Below are 16079 nucleotides of genomic sequence, written 5' to 3' on the forward strand. Positions count from 1 at the left end.
CGACTTCAAAAAATTGAGGTCGCTTTTGTTTTTTATGCTATTTTAGGAGGATGATAAATGAAACTTACGAAAAAGCAAGAGTAGTTAATTTCTCAGATGCCGTATTCAGTATAGTAATGACGCTCCTTATTTTAGAGGTGGCGGTACCTACTCCCACAACGCTGAATACCTTAGATTTTAACGATGTGCTTACCAATAGAATACCAGATTTCATAGGACTTATCGTTAGTTTTTTAGTGAGTGCCCTCTACTGGATAGGTCACATCAGGATAATGCGTTTTGTGAGTGTTGTTACGGGTAAATTGCTGTGGCTCAATATATTTTTCCTGTTGGCTATTGTCGTATTGCCATTTTCAACGGCGATGTACGTAAACGGATTTAACTATGCAGGACCTTTCATATTCTATTGCATTAATCTTTCTGTCATAGGGTTATTTAATTTGTTGATGTTGCGGTATGTCTATCGCTTTGAGAAACAAAAAACAGGCTTCACCCGCTTAAAATACCGCTGGTACCGAGCAAGAGGGATAAATGTGATGGTCATTTGGATTATTGCTTCAGTTCTTGCGCTCGTTCTGCCATCTTTCTCCAGAATAATTTTTTTAATGCTTTTTGTCTTTCAGTTCTTGATTGACAGGAGATTCAAGAAGATGCTGAGATTACAAGAACAGAGCTAAGACAGGTAATATTTTTTTTACGCTTTCGCGAACCTGCCTTGCCGGCAGGCAGGAGCGTTAACCCATTCATAAAAATCGCTTTTCAGGTTATAAATATCTGTACCTTTAAAAGAAAAGCTATGAAATATTTCTTAGCCCTCTTAATCGCCCTGCCCATAATGAATACTTCTCTCAGTTTTGATTTTGGAACCTCCTGCGATAATTGCGACGATTGGTTCGTGGTGCTAGATGGAGTAATGGGAGGTCTCTCCGAAGGAAAAGTAGAAAAGACAGAAACCAGTATCATCTTTCGCGGAAGCATAAGTCTAGAAAACAATGGTGGTTTTGCGTCACTCCGTACACCATATCAGAATTATGATTTATCTGAGTACAAAACCGTTACAGTAAGATATCGATCTACTGGTCAAGATTTTGGATTAACGTTGAACAAGTATCGCCAGTTCTGGCGACCACAATACAAAACTAATCTCCCGATAACAAACGGCGAGTGGAAAACCATAACCTGTAATCTTGCGGACTTTGGCACCTATCGTTTAGGTAATACAATAAATGAGAATCCTAATACAGAAGATTTATCTAAAATCATCCGACTGGGATTAATCTCAAACACCAAAGCCCCAACGGACTTTGAAATAGAGGTGGATAAGATTGTTTTTGAGTAAAATTATCCGAATATCCCGACGTAAGTAGAAATAGTATCTGCTACCCAATTCTACATTATAAAAATAAAATGCCGAGCTTTTGCTCGGCATTTTCTTATTTGAAAGATCAAGTCTGTGATCTATATTCTTTTCTTTTATATCTATAATGAAAAAGCACTTTTCACCTTTTCCACATAATCTAACTTCTCCCAAGTAAACAGTTCGACTTCTACCTCCTTGGTCGTGCCGTCAAAGTACTCAAAAGTCTTCGTCACCGTCTCATTCACACGTCCCATATGTCCGTAAGCTGCTGTCTCGCTATACATAGGTGTGCGTAATTTTAATCTACTCTCAATCGCAGATGGACGCATATCAAATAATGCCGTCACCTTCTTTGCAATCTCGCCGTCGGTTAAGTTTACTTTAGCAGTTCCATAGGTGTCTACAAAAATTCCCATAGGCTCTACAACGCCAATAGCATACGAAACCTGTACGAGAATCTCATCTGCGACTCCAGCGGCAACAAGATTCTTCGCAATGTGACGCGTAGCATAAGCTGCAGAGCGATCAACTTTAGAAGGGTCTTTTCCTGAGAATGCACCTCCGCCGTGAGCACCCTTGCCACCATAAGTATCTACGATAATCTTACGTCCCGTAAGTCCTGTATCTCCGTGCGGACCACCGATGACGAATTTCCCTGTTGGATTAATATGATATTTTATATTGTCATTGAACAACTGAGCAATCTCTTCGGGTAGTCCAGCCACCACACGCGGAATCAAAATATCCTGTATGTCCCCGCGTATACGACCTAGCATTGCCTCATCTTCGTCAAAGTCGTCGTGCTGTGTCGATACTACGATCGCTTCAATGCGTTGCGGTACATTATCATCACTGTATTCTATAGTTACTTGCGCTTTTGCATCTGGACGGAGATATGTGATTTCGTCATTTTCGCGACGGAGATTCCCTAACTCAATGAGCAATCTATGTGAAAGCTCAAGAGCAAGTGGCATATAATTATCCGTTTCCTTTGTGGCATAGCCAAACATCATTCCCTGGTCTCCTGCGCCTTGCTCTTCCTTAGTCGCACGGTCTACGCCACGATTAATATCGTCAGACTGCTCGTGTATGGCAGAAAGGACACCGCACGAATTACCATCAAACATATATTCGCTCTTTGTATAGCCTATCTTGTTTATAGTCTGGCGAGCAATTTTCTGCACATCTAGATACGCATTGGAGTTAACTTCTCCAGCAAGAACAACTTGACCTGTAGTAACAAGCGTTTCACAAGCTACTTTGGCCTCAGGATCAAAAGCGAGAAAATTATCTATAAGCGCATCAGAAATCTGGTCTGCAACTTTATCTGGGTGTCCTTCAGAAACAGATTCTGAAGTAAATAAGTATGCCATTATGTATGGTTTTAATTCTTGATTATTATCTGGAAGAAGATTTGACGGAGGCGCCTCAAGAAAATTACACAGAATATCATTTTCTGTACAATGCTCGATTTTAGGCATTTTTTAAAGAGGTTGCAAGCAGTCAAATCTATCCTCGGTTTCTGTGGGCAAATGTAGGTAATCTTTCAGAACTATAAAAAGTAGTAGTCTAGTAAATGAGTAGGATTTTAACAAAGCGCCATGTAAGGCAACCCATTTTCAAAAGACTATCAATTGCAACAACAGAACATTTTAAAGTCAAATATTGGATGAGTAGTATAATTGTTGCCAGTAATAGGTTGTAAGGGTAAAAATTAGAAAAATATTCTAAAAAGTTTGTTTTCTAAAATTTTATTTTACAATATTTGTGCTCACAAAGTTCAATGACAGTAACATTCTCGCGATACGTTAAAGCCGTATTTATAAAAAGCGAACTTGTTACAAGATTAAATGTTATCAAGAAAGGCTGAGGGAATGACCCTGTGAAGCCTTAGCAACCCTTTCACTTAGGAAGAAGGTGCTACATTCTACCCAAGAATCGCTCATTACCGAAACTTGAGGATAGATAACATCGAGCAAGCATCCCATGGATGTGCGCTAGTGTTTTTCTTATAATATTTTTCTTTCAATCATCCATCGATGCCTGAGCGTAGTCGAAGGCGGAGATTGATTATTTGGCTTTTGTTTTTAATCCATTCACATGAAGTGATTGGGAATTTATTAAACTCAAAAAAGAGAAAAATGAGTACACAAAAATTAGCAACCAAAGCGTTGCACGCAGGACACGATTATGCAGCAAACGGAGGAACCCGAGCGGTGCCTATTTACCAGAGTACGGCCTACGTCTTTAAAGATGCAGACCACGCTGCAAACCTTTTTAACCTGTCTGAGCCAGGCTTTATTTACACCCGTCTCAACAACCCGACAAATGACGTTTTGGAAAAGCGCCTCACCGAAATCGAGGGCGGTCTTGCAGCAGTCGTTACCGCTTCGGGAACAGCGGCTATTAACACCGCGCTGCTCACCTTATTAAAGTCTGGCGACCATATCGTGGCATCCAGTAGTTTGTATGGTGGGACATATAATTTACTAAGTGTGACGCTTCCACGTTTCGGCATTACGACCACATTTGTAGATCCGTCGGATCCAGAAAATTTTCAGAAGGCCGCACAGGAAAACACGCGAGCTTTCTTTGCAGAGTCACTCGGTAATCCTAAGTTGGATGTACTGGATTTAAAAGGTATTTCCGCTTTCGCGAAAGCGCACAAAGTCCCATTAATAGTAGACAACACAGTAGCAACCCCAGCATTATTAAACCCAATCGAGCACGGCGCAGATATCGTTATCCACTCACTTACCAAATACATAAACGGTAACGGAACCGCCTTAGGTGGTGTCATCATAGATGCAGGAAAGTTTGATTGGAGTAACGGCAAATTTCCAGAATTTACAGAGCCATCTGCCGGATACCACGGACTTGTGTATTGGGACGTAATTAAAGAAGCATCATTCATCGCCAAAGTAAGAATTGAAGGCCTGCGCGACCACGGGGCAGCGTTGAGTCCGTTTAATGCATTCCAAATTTTACAAGGACTAGAAACGCTAGATATCAGAGTGAAGAAACATTCTGAAAATGCACTTGCGCTTGCAAAATGGTTACAAACCCGCAACGAAGTGGCGTGGGTAAACTACCCAGGATTAGAGACCAGCGAGTACAACGACCTTGCAAAACAATATTTGCCAAAGGGTCAGAGCGGTATCGTAACCTTCGGAGTAAAAGGAGGTTTTGAAAGTGCAAAAACCATTGCAAACGAGACTAATTTATTCTCGCTACTTGCAAATATAGGAGACAGCAAGTCCCTCATCATCCACCCAGCTAGTACCACGCACCAACAATTAAATGTGGAGGAGCAAGCAAGTACAGGCGTAACCGCAGACTTGATACGCCTGAGTGTAGGTCTTGAGGATATTGAGGATTTGAAAGAAGATTTGGTAGAAGCTTTTGCCAAGGTGGATAAGAGTGTATTAGTGTAATGTCGGAGGTTTCGATACATCCCGACTTTACGTCGGGACACTCAACCACCTTAGGTTTTTCAATTATTTCAAATTGTCGAAAAAAAGTACTCATAAAGGTGGTTGAGTGATTTTTAAGGGCGCAGAGCGCGCCCTTAAAAATAGTATCGAAACCTCCGAATTAAAACGCACAAATCTCAAGTCTAAAATCTAAAATCTCAAATCTTGTTACAAACCCACCACATAAAAAACTTCCAAACCCACACGGGTTACACCTGTCACTTAAACTTGACGTATCAACTTTTTGGTCAAGTGCTGGGTACAGCACCTGTGGTTTTGGTAAATCACGCGCTTACGGGTAACTCTGCGGTTACGGGAGATAACGGCTGGTGGAGTGATTTGATAGGCAAAGGAAAGGCTATTGATACGGATTGTTTTACGATTCTCGCCATTGATATTCCGGGTAATGGATACGATGGGAATGCGAGCAATCTCATTAGAAATTATAAGCAATTCAATAATTCAGATATCGCTCGTACGCAGTTTGCGGTTATTCAGGAATTGAAAATTGAGAAACTGTTTGCCGTAATAGGCGGTTCGTTGGGAGGTCAGATAGCTTGGGAGCTGGCCGTACAGCAATCTAAGCTCATCGAGCATCTCATTCCCGTGGCGACCGACTGGAAGGCTACAGACTGGGTGATTGCACAATGTCACATTCAGGATAATCTGTTGAATAATTCGCTAAGGCCTATTCCAGATGCGCGCAGGCACGCGATGACTTTTTATCGCACGCCGGCCTCATTTAAACAAAAGTTTGAACGGTCTAAAAAGGATGACACCTTATACAATGTGCAATCGTGGCTCAATCATCACGGCAACAGACTAGAAGAACGTTTTTCTTTATCCTCGTATAAACTAATGAACCACTTATTATTAAGTGCAGATATTACTGCTGGAGTGACCACATTTAATGAGGTTGTGCGCAATATTACAGCACAAATTCATCTGGTGTCCATAGATACCGACGGCCTTTTTCTGGCAGATGAAATTTATGAAGCGCATCTCGAATTACAGAAACTAAAAAAGAATTCAACCTACCACGAGATTACCAGTATTCACGGTCACGACGCCTTTTTGATTGAGTATGAACAGCTCGAGAAAATTGTCGCACCCATTTTTCAAAAACAATTATGTCACAAATAAACATCGCCATTTTTGGCATCGGTAATGTGGGGAGCACCCTCATAAAACAAATCGCCGATTATAACAAAAAGTCTAAAACGCAAAACCTTAACGTGTTTTGCATCGCAAATTCAACCCTAGCCCTTTTTCAAGAAAACGCCACCGAAGGCTGGAGCGCAAACTTTGAGTCACAAGCGTATCCCTATAGTCTGGATGATGTGTACGCTTTTGCGAAAAAAATAAGAGGGCAATCTAGAAGTAAAGAATTTAATGATTTTAATACAGATGCAGAGCCACCCTCTCCTCCTAGGAGAGGGGCTGGGGGTGAGGTTTTTCTCGCCGTAGACGTAACAGCAAGCCCAGAATTTGTAGAAAATTACATCCCGCTCATTGAAAACGGTTTCCACATCGTAACGGCAAATAAAATCGCAAATACGCTTTCTTTTGAATTTTATCAAGAGTTGAGAGTTGCGTTAGAACTCAATAACAAGAAATTCTTATACGAAACCAATGTAGGTGCAGGATTACCCATTATAGAGACTATCAAAAACCTGCACAACAGCGGGGAAGAAATACACAAAATACGAGGCGTATTTTCAGGTTCTTTGAGCTATTTGTTCAATACGTTTTCGGTAGAAGAAAAAAGCTTTTCAGAAATCCTACTAGAAGCAGATGCCCTAGGCCTCACAGAACCAGATGCGCGCGAAGACCTCTCAGGTAAAGACGTCGCGCGCAAGCTGTTGATATTAGGAAGAGAAGTAGGTCTTACAAAAGAATTTACAGATGTAAAAGTCCAGTCCTTAGTGCCCAAAGAATTGAACGGACAAACCACGCTCCCACAATTTCGCGAAAGCGTAAAAACCCTAGACGCCATTTTCGCAGAAAATAAGTCTAAACTGGGCGCAGATGAAGTCCTCCGCCACGTAGGCGAACTCGATCTAAAAACGCAAAAATTAGAGGTAAAACTCGTACAAGAATCAAAAACCACCGCCCTAGGCCAGACCCAAGGCGCCGATGCCGTTTTTGAAATTTACACAGAATCTTACGGCGATCAGCCCCTAGTCATTCAAGGCGCTGGAGCGGGCAAAGCGGTAACTGCAAGAGGAGTTTTGGGAGATATTTTAAAGGTAGCGCAGTCGGTAAATTGAGATGGAGTCGGAGGTTTCGATACAATTTTTCATATCGCCTCTGGCGATATGAAAAATCACTCAACCACCTTAGATTCCTAATTTAATATTTTGAATGACCTCACAGTCTGAGGTGGTTGAGTGGTTCTTTTGAAATGCGATGAGCATTTTAAAAGAATTGTATCGAAACCTCCGAATTGAAAATAATAAAACAACACAATAGCGTAAAATAAGTAAATGAATCACCCCGAAACCCAAGCCATCCGCACCCAAACCCAGCGTTCTGCCCACCAAGAGCACTCGGCGCCGGTGTACCTCACGTCTAGCTTCGTCTTTGATGATGCAGAGGAGATGCGCGCCAGTTTTGCAGAGGAGAAACAGCGTAATATTTACAGCCGGTATACAAACCCCAATTGCGCAGAGCTGGTTGAAAAAATGTGTTTACTAGAAGGTGCACAGGCAGGAACGACTTTTGCAACGGGAATGAGTGCCATTTTCAGCACCTTTGCTTCTTTGTTAGATAATGGCGACCACGTACTTTCGGCGAGGGCGATTTTTGGGAATACGCATACGCTTTTTACCAATTTTTTCCCGAAGTGGAATATCTCTCACAGCTATTTTGACGTTACAAAACCTGAGGAAATAGAAGATTTTATCACCCCCAAAACAAAAATCCTCTACGTAGAAAGCCCGACTAATCCTGCTACAGATATTGCCGATTTAGAGTTGCTGGGTGCCCTTTCGCGAAAGCATAATCTCATATTCATTGTAGATAATTGTTTTGCAACCCCATATTTACAGCAACCCATAAAATTTGGCGCCGATTTGGTCATACATTCGGCAACCAAATTGTTGGACGGTCAAGGTCGCGTGATGGGTGGTATCACGGTGGGAAATGAGGAATTGATAGACCAAATATATCGATTTGCCAGAGTAACCGGGCCTGCGCTATCGCCGTACAATGCGTGGACGATTTCTAAGAGCCTTGAGACTTTAGCAGTAAGAGTAGACCGCCATTGCGAAAATGCTAAAAATCTCGCTCTAGTCCTTGAATATCACCCTAAAATTTTAAAAGTTCGCTATCCCTTTTTATCTTCCCATCCGCAATATGAGCTGGCTAGAAAACAAATGTCTCAAGGCGGAAATATCGTGACTATCGAGATAAAAGGAGGTCTAGAAAGCGGCCGCAATTTTTTGAACGCCATCCAGATGTGTAGCCTCACCGCAAACCTGGGCGATACCAGAACCATCGTGAGCCACCCGGCCAGTACCACCCACGGAAAACTCACCGCTCAAGAACGTGCGGAAGTAGGTATTTCTGACGGGTTAATTCGGATTTCGATAGGCCTAGAGCATATAGAGGACATCAAAAACGACATAATCCAAGCCTTAAATAAAACATAGCTGATTAATGGCTACCCTCTCTTTCAGGAGAGGGGCTGGGGGTGAGGTTTAGTCACCCCAGCCAAAACTAAATTATGATAAACAAACTAAAACAAGCCCTACAAGAAAGAATCCTCATCCTCGACGGTGCAATGGGTACGATGTTGCAGGCATATAATTTTAACGAAGAAGATTTCCGTGGCGAGCGTTTTAAGAATTTTCACTTGTCTGTAAAAGGAAATAACGATATGTTGTCACTCACCCAGCCCGAGGCGATTGCTGAGGTGCACCGTAAGTATTTTGAGGCGGGAGCAGACATTGTGGAGACAAATACTTTTTCGAGTACGACAATTGCAATGGCAGATTATGAGATGGAGGAGTATGTGTATGATTTGAATTACGCTTCCGCGAAAATTGCCAAAGATGTCGCCACCGAGTTCACAAAAAAAGAACCCCATAAACCTAGATTTGTAGCGGGAAGTATCGGCCCGACAAACAAGACAGCAAGTATGTCGCCAGATGTAAACGACCCTGGATTTCGAGCGGTAAGTTTTGACGAATTACGCGTTGCCTATAAACAACAAGTCGAAGCTTTGATGGACGGTGGTGTGGATATTTTACTGGTGGAAACCGTATTTGACACGTTGAATGCAAAGGCCTGCCTTTTTGCTATTGAAGAAGTAAAAGAAGAACGCAACTCAGATCTTCCCGTGATGGTAAGCGGTACAATAACGGATGCTTCGGGGCGAACGCTTTCTGGACAAACCGCAGAGGCGTTTTTGATTTCTATCTCACATATTCCGCTGTTGTCGGTTGGGTTTAATTGTGCGCTTGGTGCGAGCCAACTGCAACCGCATCTTGAAGCGATTGCGGGTAAAACTAGGTTTGGAATTTCTGCACATCCAAATGCGGGATTGCCCAATGCTTTTGGAGAGTATGACGAGACGCCCGAGCAAATGGCGTCACAAATTCAAAAATACATCGATAAAAATCTTGTGAATATCATAGGCGGTTGTTGTGGCACGACGCCAGAACATATCAAAGCCATCGCTCAAATAGCCGAAGGTGTAACCCCAAGACCTATTTCCTTATAATGAGCGATACCCCAAAATATATGCGCCTTTCAGGTTTAGAGCCATTAATAATTACTCCCGAGAGTAATTTTATAAACGTAGGGGAGCGCACAAATGTGGCGGGTTCGCGCAAGTTCCTACGGCTTATCAAAGAAGAAAAATACGACGAAGCCCTAGACGTTGCCCGCGACCAAGTAGAAAACGGAGCACAAATCATCGATATTAATATGGATGATGGCTTGATAGACGGTAAGGAGGCAATGGTCAAATTCCTAAACCTTGTTATCGCAGAACCAGACATTTCCCGTGTGCCCATAATGATAGACAGTTCCAAATGGGAAATCATTGAGGCGGGACTGCAAGTCGTACAAGGTAAATGTGTGGTAAACTCCATAAGCCTTAAAGAGGGCGAAGCTCAGTTTAAGGAGCAAGCCAAAAAAATAAAGCGATACGGCGCGGCCGTGATTGTAATGGCCTTTGACGAAGTGGGTCAGGCAGATACCTACGACCGCAGAATCGAAATTGCCGAGCGCAGTTATAACATTCTAGTTAACGAAGTGAACTTCCCGCCAGAGGACATCATTTTCGATTTAAATATCTTCCCTGTCGCCACGGGAATGGATGAGCATAAATTAAATGCGATTGATTTTATAGAAGGTACGCGATGGGTGCGAGAAAATCTACCGCATTGCAGTGTGAGTGGTGGTGTGAGTAATGTTTCTTTCAGCTTCCGCGGAAATAATGCCGTTCGGGAAGCGATGCACTCCGTATTTCTGTATCACGCGATTAAAGCAGGAATGAACATCGGTATCGTAAATCCTGCTATGCTCGAAGTATATGATGATATTCCAAAGGATTTATTAGAGCGGGTAGAAGACGTCATCTTGAACAGAAGAGAGGACGCAACAGAACGCCTATTGGATTTTGCAGAGTCCGTAGGTCAAAAAGAAACTACTGAAAAAGTCACCGAAGCCTGGCGAGAAGAAAATATCCAAAGCAGAATCACAAGAGCATTGGTTAAAGGCATCGATAAGTATATCATAGAAGATGTAGAAGAAGCGCGACTATCGGTTGATGCACCTATCAAAGTGATTGAAGGTCACTTAATGACCGGAATGAATGTAGTGGGCGACCTCTTTGGGAGTGGAAAAATGTTTTTACCACAAGTGGTAAAAAGTGCACGAGTGATGAAAAAAGCGGTGGCGTATCTACTTCCTTTCATCGAAGAAGAAAAAATAAAGAATGGAACTTCTGGTGCAAGCCAAAGGGCTGGAAAGGTTTTAATGGCCACCGTTAAGGGCGACGTACACGACATCGGAAAGAACATCGTCTCGGTAGTTCTGGCGTGCAATAATTATGAAATCATCGACCTTGGGGTGATGGTGCCGCCTGAGAAAATCATAGAAACTGCAATCGCAGAAAATGTAGACATCATCGGCCTGAGCGGATTAATTACACCAAGTCTAGACGAGATGGTCTATCTCGCAAAAGAACTTCAGCGTCTCAACATAAAACTCCCAATATTAATTGGCGGGGCGACCACGAGCAAGGCGCACACAGCCGTAAAAATTGATCCGCAATATGAGAATGCGGTGGTACACGTAAACGACGCCAGTCGAGCGGTGACAATTGTGGGTAAGTTACTTCAAAAAGAAAAAGATACCTCTTGCGAGCGAAGCGTGGCAAACTCTTCGAATAACGACTTGACCATTGAAACAGGCGAGGCATCCAAGTTTAAACAAGACTTAAAAGAAGAATATGCACGCTTTCGCGAAAGCTTTAATTCCCGCCAGCGCATCAAAGAATTTCTCACCATAGAGGAAGCGAGAGCAAATAAATTAAAGATCGGGTTCAAAGCTGAAGATATTGTCAAGCCCAACGAACTCGGCATCCAAGTCATCGAAGATTTTGATTTAAAGAAACTGGAGTCATTTATCGATTGGTCACCCTTTTTCAGAAGTTGGGACTTGCACGGGCGTTATCCAGATATTTTGACGGATGAAGTCGTAGGCACACAAGCCGCCGAACTTTTTGCAGATGCACAAACAATGCTCAATCAAATCTTTGATGAACGTTGGCTCACCGCCAAGGCTACCTTCGGTCTCTTTGAGGCAAATTCACATGATGAAGATGACATAGAGGTTGAATTTAAAAAGGCTCCTCAGCCCGGTACGGGGGAGGTGGACAGCTTCGCTGTTCGGAGGGGGAACACGCTCTGCTTCCGCACACTAAGACAACAATCTAGAAAAGCCACCGGCAAACCCAACATCGCCCTTTCCGACTTCATCGCTCCAAAAGAAAGCGGACTCCAAGACTATATAGGCGCCTTTTGTGTCACCACAGGTTTTGGCACGGCTGAGAAAGCAAAGGAGTTTGAAGAAGCGCTGGATGACTATAGTTCTATTATGCTCAAGGCTTTAGCAGACAGACTAGCCGAGGCGTTTGCTGAATATTTGCACAGAGAAGTACGATTAAAACACTGGGGCTATGCCAATCAAGAGGACCTAGCTAACGCCGATTTAATCAAAGAAAAGTACCGAGGAATTCGTCCTGCTCCGGGTTATCCCGCTTGTCCAGATCATTTGGAGAAGGAAACTATTTGGGAGTTGCTTGGAGTGAAAGATTCTATTGGGGTTGAGCTCACCGAGAGTTTGGCGATGTGGCCAGCGGCATCGGTGAGTGGGTATTATTTTGCTCACCCCGAAGCGCGGTATTTTGGGTTGGGAAAAATAAAGGAAGACCAGGTTAAGGATTATGCAGATAGAAAAGGTATCGCTTTCGCGAAAGCGGAAAAATGGCTAACGCCTAATATCGCGGATTGATGAGTCGGCGATTGTCGGAGGTTTCGATACAATTTTTCACAACGCTTCCTGCGTTTTGAAAAACCACTCAACCACCTTTGATTGTTAGATTAATTTAAAAATATAAAGACTGAAGTGAGGTGGTTGAGTGGTTTTTATGTCTGCCGATAGGCGAACATAAAAATTGTATCGAAACCTCCGAAATGGAACTAATAAAAAGAATTGCGAAAGCAGGATGAGATTTCCTCCCCTGCCTGCCGGCAGGCAGATTTGCAGAAATGACAAAAATCCCGCCTTGCGGGCAGTATTTATGAAAGTAAGAGACCATATATCCAAAGCTGTAGAAGCTCATAAAACAGAATTTTCGTTTGAGATTTTGCCACCCCTTAAAGGACAAAATATAGATACGATTTTTAAGAATATAGATCCGCTTATGGAGTTTAATCCTCCTTTTATAGATGTGACGTATCATCGTGAGGAATACATTTATAAGGAACGTGAAGATGGATTGCTGGAAAAGAAAGTGGTGCGCAAGCGTCCTGGGACAGTAGGAATTTGTGCGGCGATACAGAATAAGTATGATGTAGATGCAGTACCGCACGTGCTGTGTGGGGGATTTTCAAAGGAAGACACAGAAAATTTTCTTATCGATATGGATTTTCTGGGTATTGAAAATGTGATGGCTCTGCGTGGGGATGCGGTAAAGAGCGAGACCTATTTCAAACCCAATAAAAATGGAAATGTATATGCCCAAGATTTAGTAGAACAAATCATTGATTTAAATCACGGGAAGTATCTGGATGAAGACCTGCTCAACTCATCACAAACGGACTTTTGCATCGGGGTAGCGGGATATCCAGAGAAACATCTTGAAGCTCCGAGTATGGAGAGTGACATTCATTTTCTTAAGAAAAAACTAGAGGCAGGAGCTTGTTATGTGGTGACACAGATGTTTTTTGACAACCAGAAATATTTTGACTTTGTAGAGAAATGCCGAGCGGCAGGAATCACAAAGCCTATAATCCCGGGATTAAAACCACTGGCGACTAAAAAGCAGCTCAATATGATTCCGCAACGGTTTAGTGTAGATGTTCCTGATGCGCTGGTGATGGAGGTGGTAAATTGTAAAACTCCAGACGCTGTGCGACAGGTTGGGATAGAATGGTGCATACAGCAAAGCAAGGAACTTAAGGCTGCGGGTGTTCCTGTATTGCATTATTACTCAATGGGAAAGAGCGATAACATTCGGCAGATTGCCGAGGCGGTTTTTTAAAAGCGTATTGTTATTTTAGCATCGTGCAAAAGCCGATTCTTTTATTATTGCTTACCTTTTTTGTGGCTTCGGCTGTTTTCGCGCAAAGCGAACCAAAAACCAATTTTTCCTCTTGGGATGTGGCCTATCTCAATGGTACTATTCTGGAACACAATCCAGATATAGGTCATCTTATTCAAGAAAGAACTACGGGCTTACGGTTGCGTTACAATCGCAAGACGACAGGGGAGAAGGAGTGGCAACAGCGCTATAATTATCCCGATTGGGGCGTTACAGCCTTTTATCAAGATATGGGAAATCCTGAGCTTGGAAAGAACTACAGCTTGCTGGGGCACTTCAACTTTTACTTTCTTAACAGAAATCTTGTGGCGAGTATGGGAGGCGGGATTGCCTACAATACAAATCCCTATGATGCCGAAACTAATTTTAGAAATGTTGCCTATGGCAGTCATCTTATGAGCGCTATCACAGGGAGCCTGACGTATCGCAAGGAACGTCTTTTAGGTAATTTTGGGGTGGAGGCAGGTGTGTATCTTGCCCATTATTCTAACGGTAAACTGAGAGCACCAAATACGAGTACAAACGTCCTCTCCTTCGGGCTGGGAATAAATTATTCTGATCGTGAGACGAACTATGTGCCTCAAATGGTCACACTGGGGAGTTATGAGGAGCCGTGGCACTTTAGTGTGCAGTTGCACGGCGGGGCAAACGAAACTTCAGTGATTGGACGGGGGCGCAATCCGCTGTTTGGATTACAGGTATATGCAGACAAACGGTGGAGTTATAAGAGCGTTTTTCAGGTGGGAGCGGAGTGGTTCTGGTCGCAATCTATAAAGGAATTTGTGCGCTACAGGAGCGTTGCCTTTCCAGAAGATGGATTGACGGGAGATGAGTCTGCGAGTCGCATCGGGCTTTTTGTGGGCTATGAATTGCGCATTAGTCAAGTGGCCGCATTTGTGCAGGCGGGGTATTATGTATATTATCCGGTGCCGTTTGAGAACCGTTTTTATAATAGATTGGGGTTAAAACGTTATTTTGGCGATCATATTTATGGCAGTATTGCCGTAAAAGCACACGCTGCAAAAGCCGAAGCTATAGAATTTGGAATAGGGTACCGATTATGAGAAGTAGACTGGGAGATATAGGAACTTGTGATAATTTCACTTTCGTGAAAATGTTCTCTCGTCCCATAATCGCTGTTGTTGTCGCACCTTTACTTCTTGTACTTTCAGCCTGTGACAGCGGGGATGCTGGGTTATGTTTTGACGACACCACCGCTATTGCCGAAAGAGAAGTTACGGTACCCGATTTTGAACAAATTATAGTAGGCGAAAATGTGTCGCTTATACTTTCTCAAGGACCACAAGCCATCACCGTGGAAGCTCCAGAATCGTATATTGATGATGTTGCCGTAACGGTAAAAAATGGAACGCTCTTTCTTGCAGACCAAAACCGCTGTGATCTCCTGAGGGAAAGTGCGCCAACGACCATTCGAGTTACGGCTCCAAATATCACAAGAATACGGAATGCGTCACAATACGAAGTAGTAAGTGATGGAGTCCTTGCCTATGACAGCCTTATCCTGGTAAGTGATCTTAACGAAAATGCACGGTACAGCGTAGGTGAATTTAGAATGGAACTGGATGTGACCAGCTTTGAAGTCATCTCAAACAACATTAGTAATTTTTACATCTCTGGCAGGGCGGAAAATGCATTGATAGGTTTTTATGCCGGCTCCGGTCGTTATGAAGGCGCGGGAGTGCTTGTGGATAACCTGCGTATTTTTCATCGTGGGAGTAATGTGATGATTGTAAACCCCATCACAAGCATTACTGGCGAGATACGAAGCAATGGCAACGTAATTGCAAAGAATCGCCCTGAAACGGTTGACGTTCAGGAATTGGAGCGGGGTAGGTTGATTTTTGAGTAGTTTTAGAGGAAATCTGCCATTTTGTTGAATGGATCAAGTAGTACTACAAGTCCAAACATAATATATAGTGCCAGGGTGAGTGCAAATTCTAATGCATTGATTTTGAATATTCTTTTAAGAGCGTCATAAATGGCAAATCCTAGGAATATCAAATAAAAGGGGATTGCCGAGTACAGCAAGATGAAGAGAGATATTGCTACGTAATGAAAAATTTCAACTTCTTTCTGGGAGAAATCTTTAAGGAAACAGATTAGAAGAAAGATCAAAAGTAATATTCCTAGTATTCGGTTAGAAATTTTGTTAATTGACCTTGTTTTCATTAATAGTACGCTTTGTCAAAGACAATTCTAGAAGTTTTTTTTTTTCTTAAATATCAAACGATCCTGATAGAGAAATCTTGCTTGTCCATTTGTCTAGTCCTAAATAACCGATACAGATTATTAAAGGATTAAAATTAATATTTAAAGCTTAACGATTCTAGCATCGTTAAGCTTTTTTGATTTGTACTGTTTTCTACTTAGTTTGTTTTGTTGATGC

The 16079-nt window shown here is 42.6% G+C and carries 13 protein-coding genes and 1 riboswitch; of the genes, 11 read left to right on the plus strand and 2 right to left on the minus strand.

What is annotated here, in order from left to right; translation table 11 throughout:
- Nucleotides 1-50 precede the first annotated feature (50 nt).
- Together EAX61_RS13745 and EAX61_RS13750 are read left to right on the plus strand one after the other, a co-directional pair.
- Entirely contained in the window at nucleotides 51-677 is a 627-nt protein-coding gene (locus EAX61_RS13745; RefSeq protein WP_121918285.1) for a TMEM175 family protein, read from the plus strand.
- A gap of 119 nt (nucleotides 678-796) precedes the next feature.
- Nucleotides 797-1339 carry a CIA30 family protein gene (locus EAX61_RS13750; RefSeq protein ID WP_121918286.1) on the plus strand — a complete coding sequence of 181 codons (543 nt, stop codon included), beginning with the start codon at nucleotides 797-799 and terminating at the stop codon, nucleotides 1337-1339.
- Between the two features lie 140 nt (nucleotides 1340-1479).
- On the opposite strand, the gene metK is transcribed toward EAX61_RS13750, so the two are convergent.
- Entirely contained in the window at nucleotides 1480-2733 is a 1254-nt protein-coding gene (gene metK, locus EAX61_RS13755; protein WP_121918295.1) for a methionine adenosyltransferase, read from the minus strand.
- Between the two features lie 477 nt (nucleotides 2734-3210).
- Nucleotides 3211-3332, plus strand: a riboswitch (SAM riboswitch).
- Nucleotides 3333-3501: 169 nt separating this feature from the next.
- Between metK and EAX61_RS13760 the strand changes: the two genes are divergently transcribed.
- The 9 genes from EAX61_RS13760 to EAX61_RS13795 all read left to right on the plus strand — a co-directional run bounded on the left by EAX61_RS13760 (nucleotide 3502) and on the right by EAX61_RS13795 (nucleotide 15542).
- Nucleotides 3502-4794 (plus strand): O-acetylhomoserine aminocarboxypropyltransferase/cysteine synthase family protein, encoded by a 1293-nt coding sequence (locus tag EAX61_RS13760; RefSeq protein ID WP_121918287.1) that lies wholly within the window; start codon nucleotides 3502-3504, stop codon nucleotides 4792-4794.
- A 204-nt stretch (nucleotides 4795-4998) separates the two neighbouring features.
- Nucleotides 4999-5976 carry an alpha/beta fold hydrolase gene (locus tag EAX61_RS16585; RefSeq protein ID WP_201739465.1) on the plus strand — a complete coding sequence of 326 codons (978 nt, stop codon included), beginning with the start codon at nucleotides 4999-5001 and terminating at the stop codon, nucleotides 5974-5976.
- Nucleotides 5964-7103 (plus strand): homoserine dehydrogenase family protein, encoded by a 1140-nt coding sequence (locus tag EAX61_RS16590; RefSeq protein ID WP_201739466.1) that lies wholly within the window; start codon nucleotides 5964-5966, stop codon nucleotides 7101-7103. Before EAX61_RS16585 ends, EAX61_RS16590 begins: the two co-directional genes overlap by 13 nt.
- A 216-nt stretch (nucleotides 7104-7319) precedes the next feature.
- Nucleotides 7320-8486 (plus strand): trans-sulfuration enzyme family protein, encoded by a 1167-nt coding sequence (locus EAX61_RS13770; protein WP_121918288.1) that lies wholly within the window; start codon nucleotides 7320-7322, stop codon nucleotides 8484-8486.
- A 74-nt stretch (nucleotides 8487-8560) separates the two neighbouring features.
- Nucleotides 8561-9559 carry a homocysteine S-methyltransferase family protein gene (locus tag EAX61_RS13775; protein WP_121918289.1) on the plus strand — a complete coding sequence of 333 codons (999 nt, stop codon included), beginning with the start codon at nucleotides 8561-8563 and terminating at the stop codon, nucleotides 9557-9559.
- On the plus strand, nucleotides 9559-12360 hold the full coding sequence (gene metH / locus EAX61_RS13780) for a methionine synthase (protein ID WP_121918290.1): 2802 nt from the start codon (nucleotides 9559-9561) through the stop codon (nucleotides 12358-12360). Before EAX61_RS13775 ends, metH begins: the two co-directional genes overlap by 1 nt.
- 289 nt (nucleotides 12361-12649) lie before the next feature.
- Nucleotides 12650-13612 (plus strand): methylenetetrahydrofolate reductase [NAD(P)H], encoded by a 963-nt coding sequence (metF, locus tag EAX61_RS13785; protein ID WP_121918296.1) that lies wholly within the window; start codon nucleotides 12650-12652, stop codon nucleotides 13610-13612.
- A 47-nt stretch (nucleotides 13613-13659) separates the two neighbouring features.
- Complete coding sequence (locus tag EAX61_RS13790) at nucleotides 13660-14736, plus strand: acyloxyacyl hydrolase (RefSeq protein ID WP_236642051.1); 1077 nt, start codon at nucleotides 13660-13662, stop codon at nucleotides 14734-14736.
- Nucleotides 14733-15542 (plus strand): head GIN domain-containing protein, encoded by an 810-nt coding sequence (locus EAX61_RS13795; protein ID WP_121918291.1) that lies wholly within the window; start codon nucleotides 14733-14735, stop codon nucleotides 15540-15542. Before EAX61_RS13790 ends, EAX61_RS13795 begins: the two co-directional genes overlap by 4 nt.
- A gap of 2 nt (nucleotides 15543-15544) precedes the next feature.
- On the opposite strand, the gene EAX61_RS13800 is transcribed toward EAX61_RS13795, so the two are convergent.
- On the minus strand, nucleotides 15545-15862 hold the full coding sequence (locus tag EAX61_RS13800; RefSeq protein WP_121918292.1) for a hypothetical protein: 318 nt from the start codon (nucleotides 15860-15862) through the stop codon (nucleotides 15545-15547).
- Nucleotides 15863-16079: the final 217 nt, after the last annotated feature.

Source organism: Dokdonia sinensis, from assembly GCF_003688895.1.
Taxonomy (GTDB): Bacteria; Bacteroidota; Bacteroidia; order Flavobacteriales; family Flavobacteriaceae; genus Dokdonia; species Dokdonia sinensis.

What these genes read in the sequence shown, in the direction of transcription:
- EAX61_RS13745 (WP_121918285.1), top strand. Translation starts at nt 51, where the DNA reads ATGATAAATGAAACTTACGAAAAAGCAAGAGTAGTTAATTTCTCAGAT.
- EAX61_RS13750 (WP_121918286.1), top strand. Translation starts at nt 797, where the DNA reads ATGAAATATTTCTTAGCCCTCTTAATCGCCCTGCCCATAATGAATACT.
- metK (WP_121918295.1), bottom strand. Translation starts at nt 2,733, where the DNA reads ATGGCATACTTATTTACTTCAGAATCTGTTTCTGAAGGACACCCAGAT.
- EAX61_RS13760 (WP_121918287.1), top strand. Translation starts at nt 3,502, where the DNA reads ATGAGTACACAAAAATTAGCAACCAAAGCGTTGCACGCAGGACACGAT.
- EAX61_RS16590 (WP_201739466.1), top strand. Translation starts at nt 5,964, where the DNA reads ATGTCACAAATAAACATCGCCATTTTTGGCATCGGTAATGTGGGGAGC.
- EAX61_RS13770 (WP_121918288.1), top strand. Translation starts at nt 7,320, where the DNA reads ATGAATCACCCCGAAACCCAAGCCATCCGCACCCAAACCCAGCGTTCT.
- EAX61_RS13775 (WP_121918289.1), top strand. Translation starts at nt 8,561, where the DNA reads ATGATAAACAAACTAAAACAAGCCCTACAAGAAAGAATCCTCATCCTC.
- metH (WP_121918290.1), top strand. Translation starts at nt 9,559, where the DNA reads ATGAGCGATACCCCAAAATATATGCGCCTTTCAGGTTTAGAGCCATTA.
- metF (WP_121918296.1), top strand. Translation starts at nt 12,650, where the DNA reads ATGAAAGTAAGAGACCATATATCCAAAGCTGTAGAAGCTCATAAAACA.
- EAX61_RS13795 (WP_121918291.1), top strand. Translation starts at nt 14,733, where the DNA reads ATGAGAAGTAGACTGGGAGATATAGGAACTTGTGATAATTTCACTTTC.
- EAX61_RS13800 (WP_121918292.1), bottom strand. Translation starts at nt 15,862, where the DNA reads ATGAAAACAAGGTCAATTAACAAAATTTCTAACCGAATACTAGGAATA.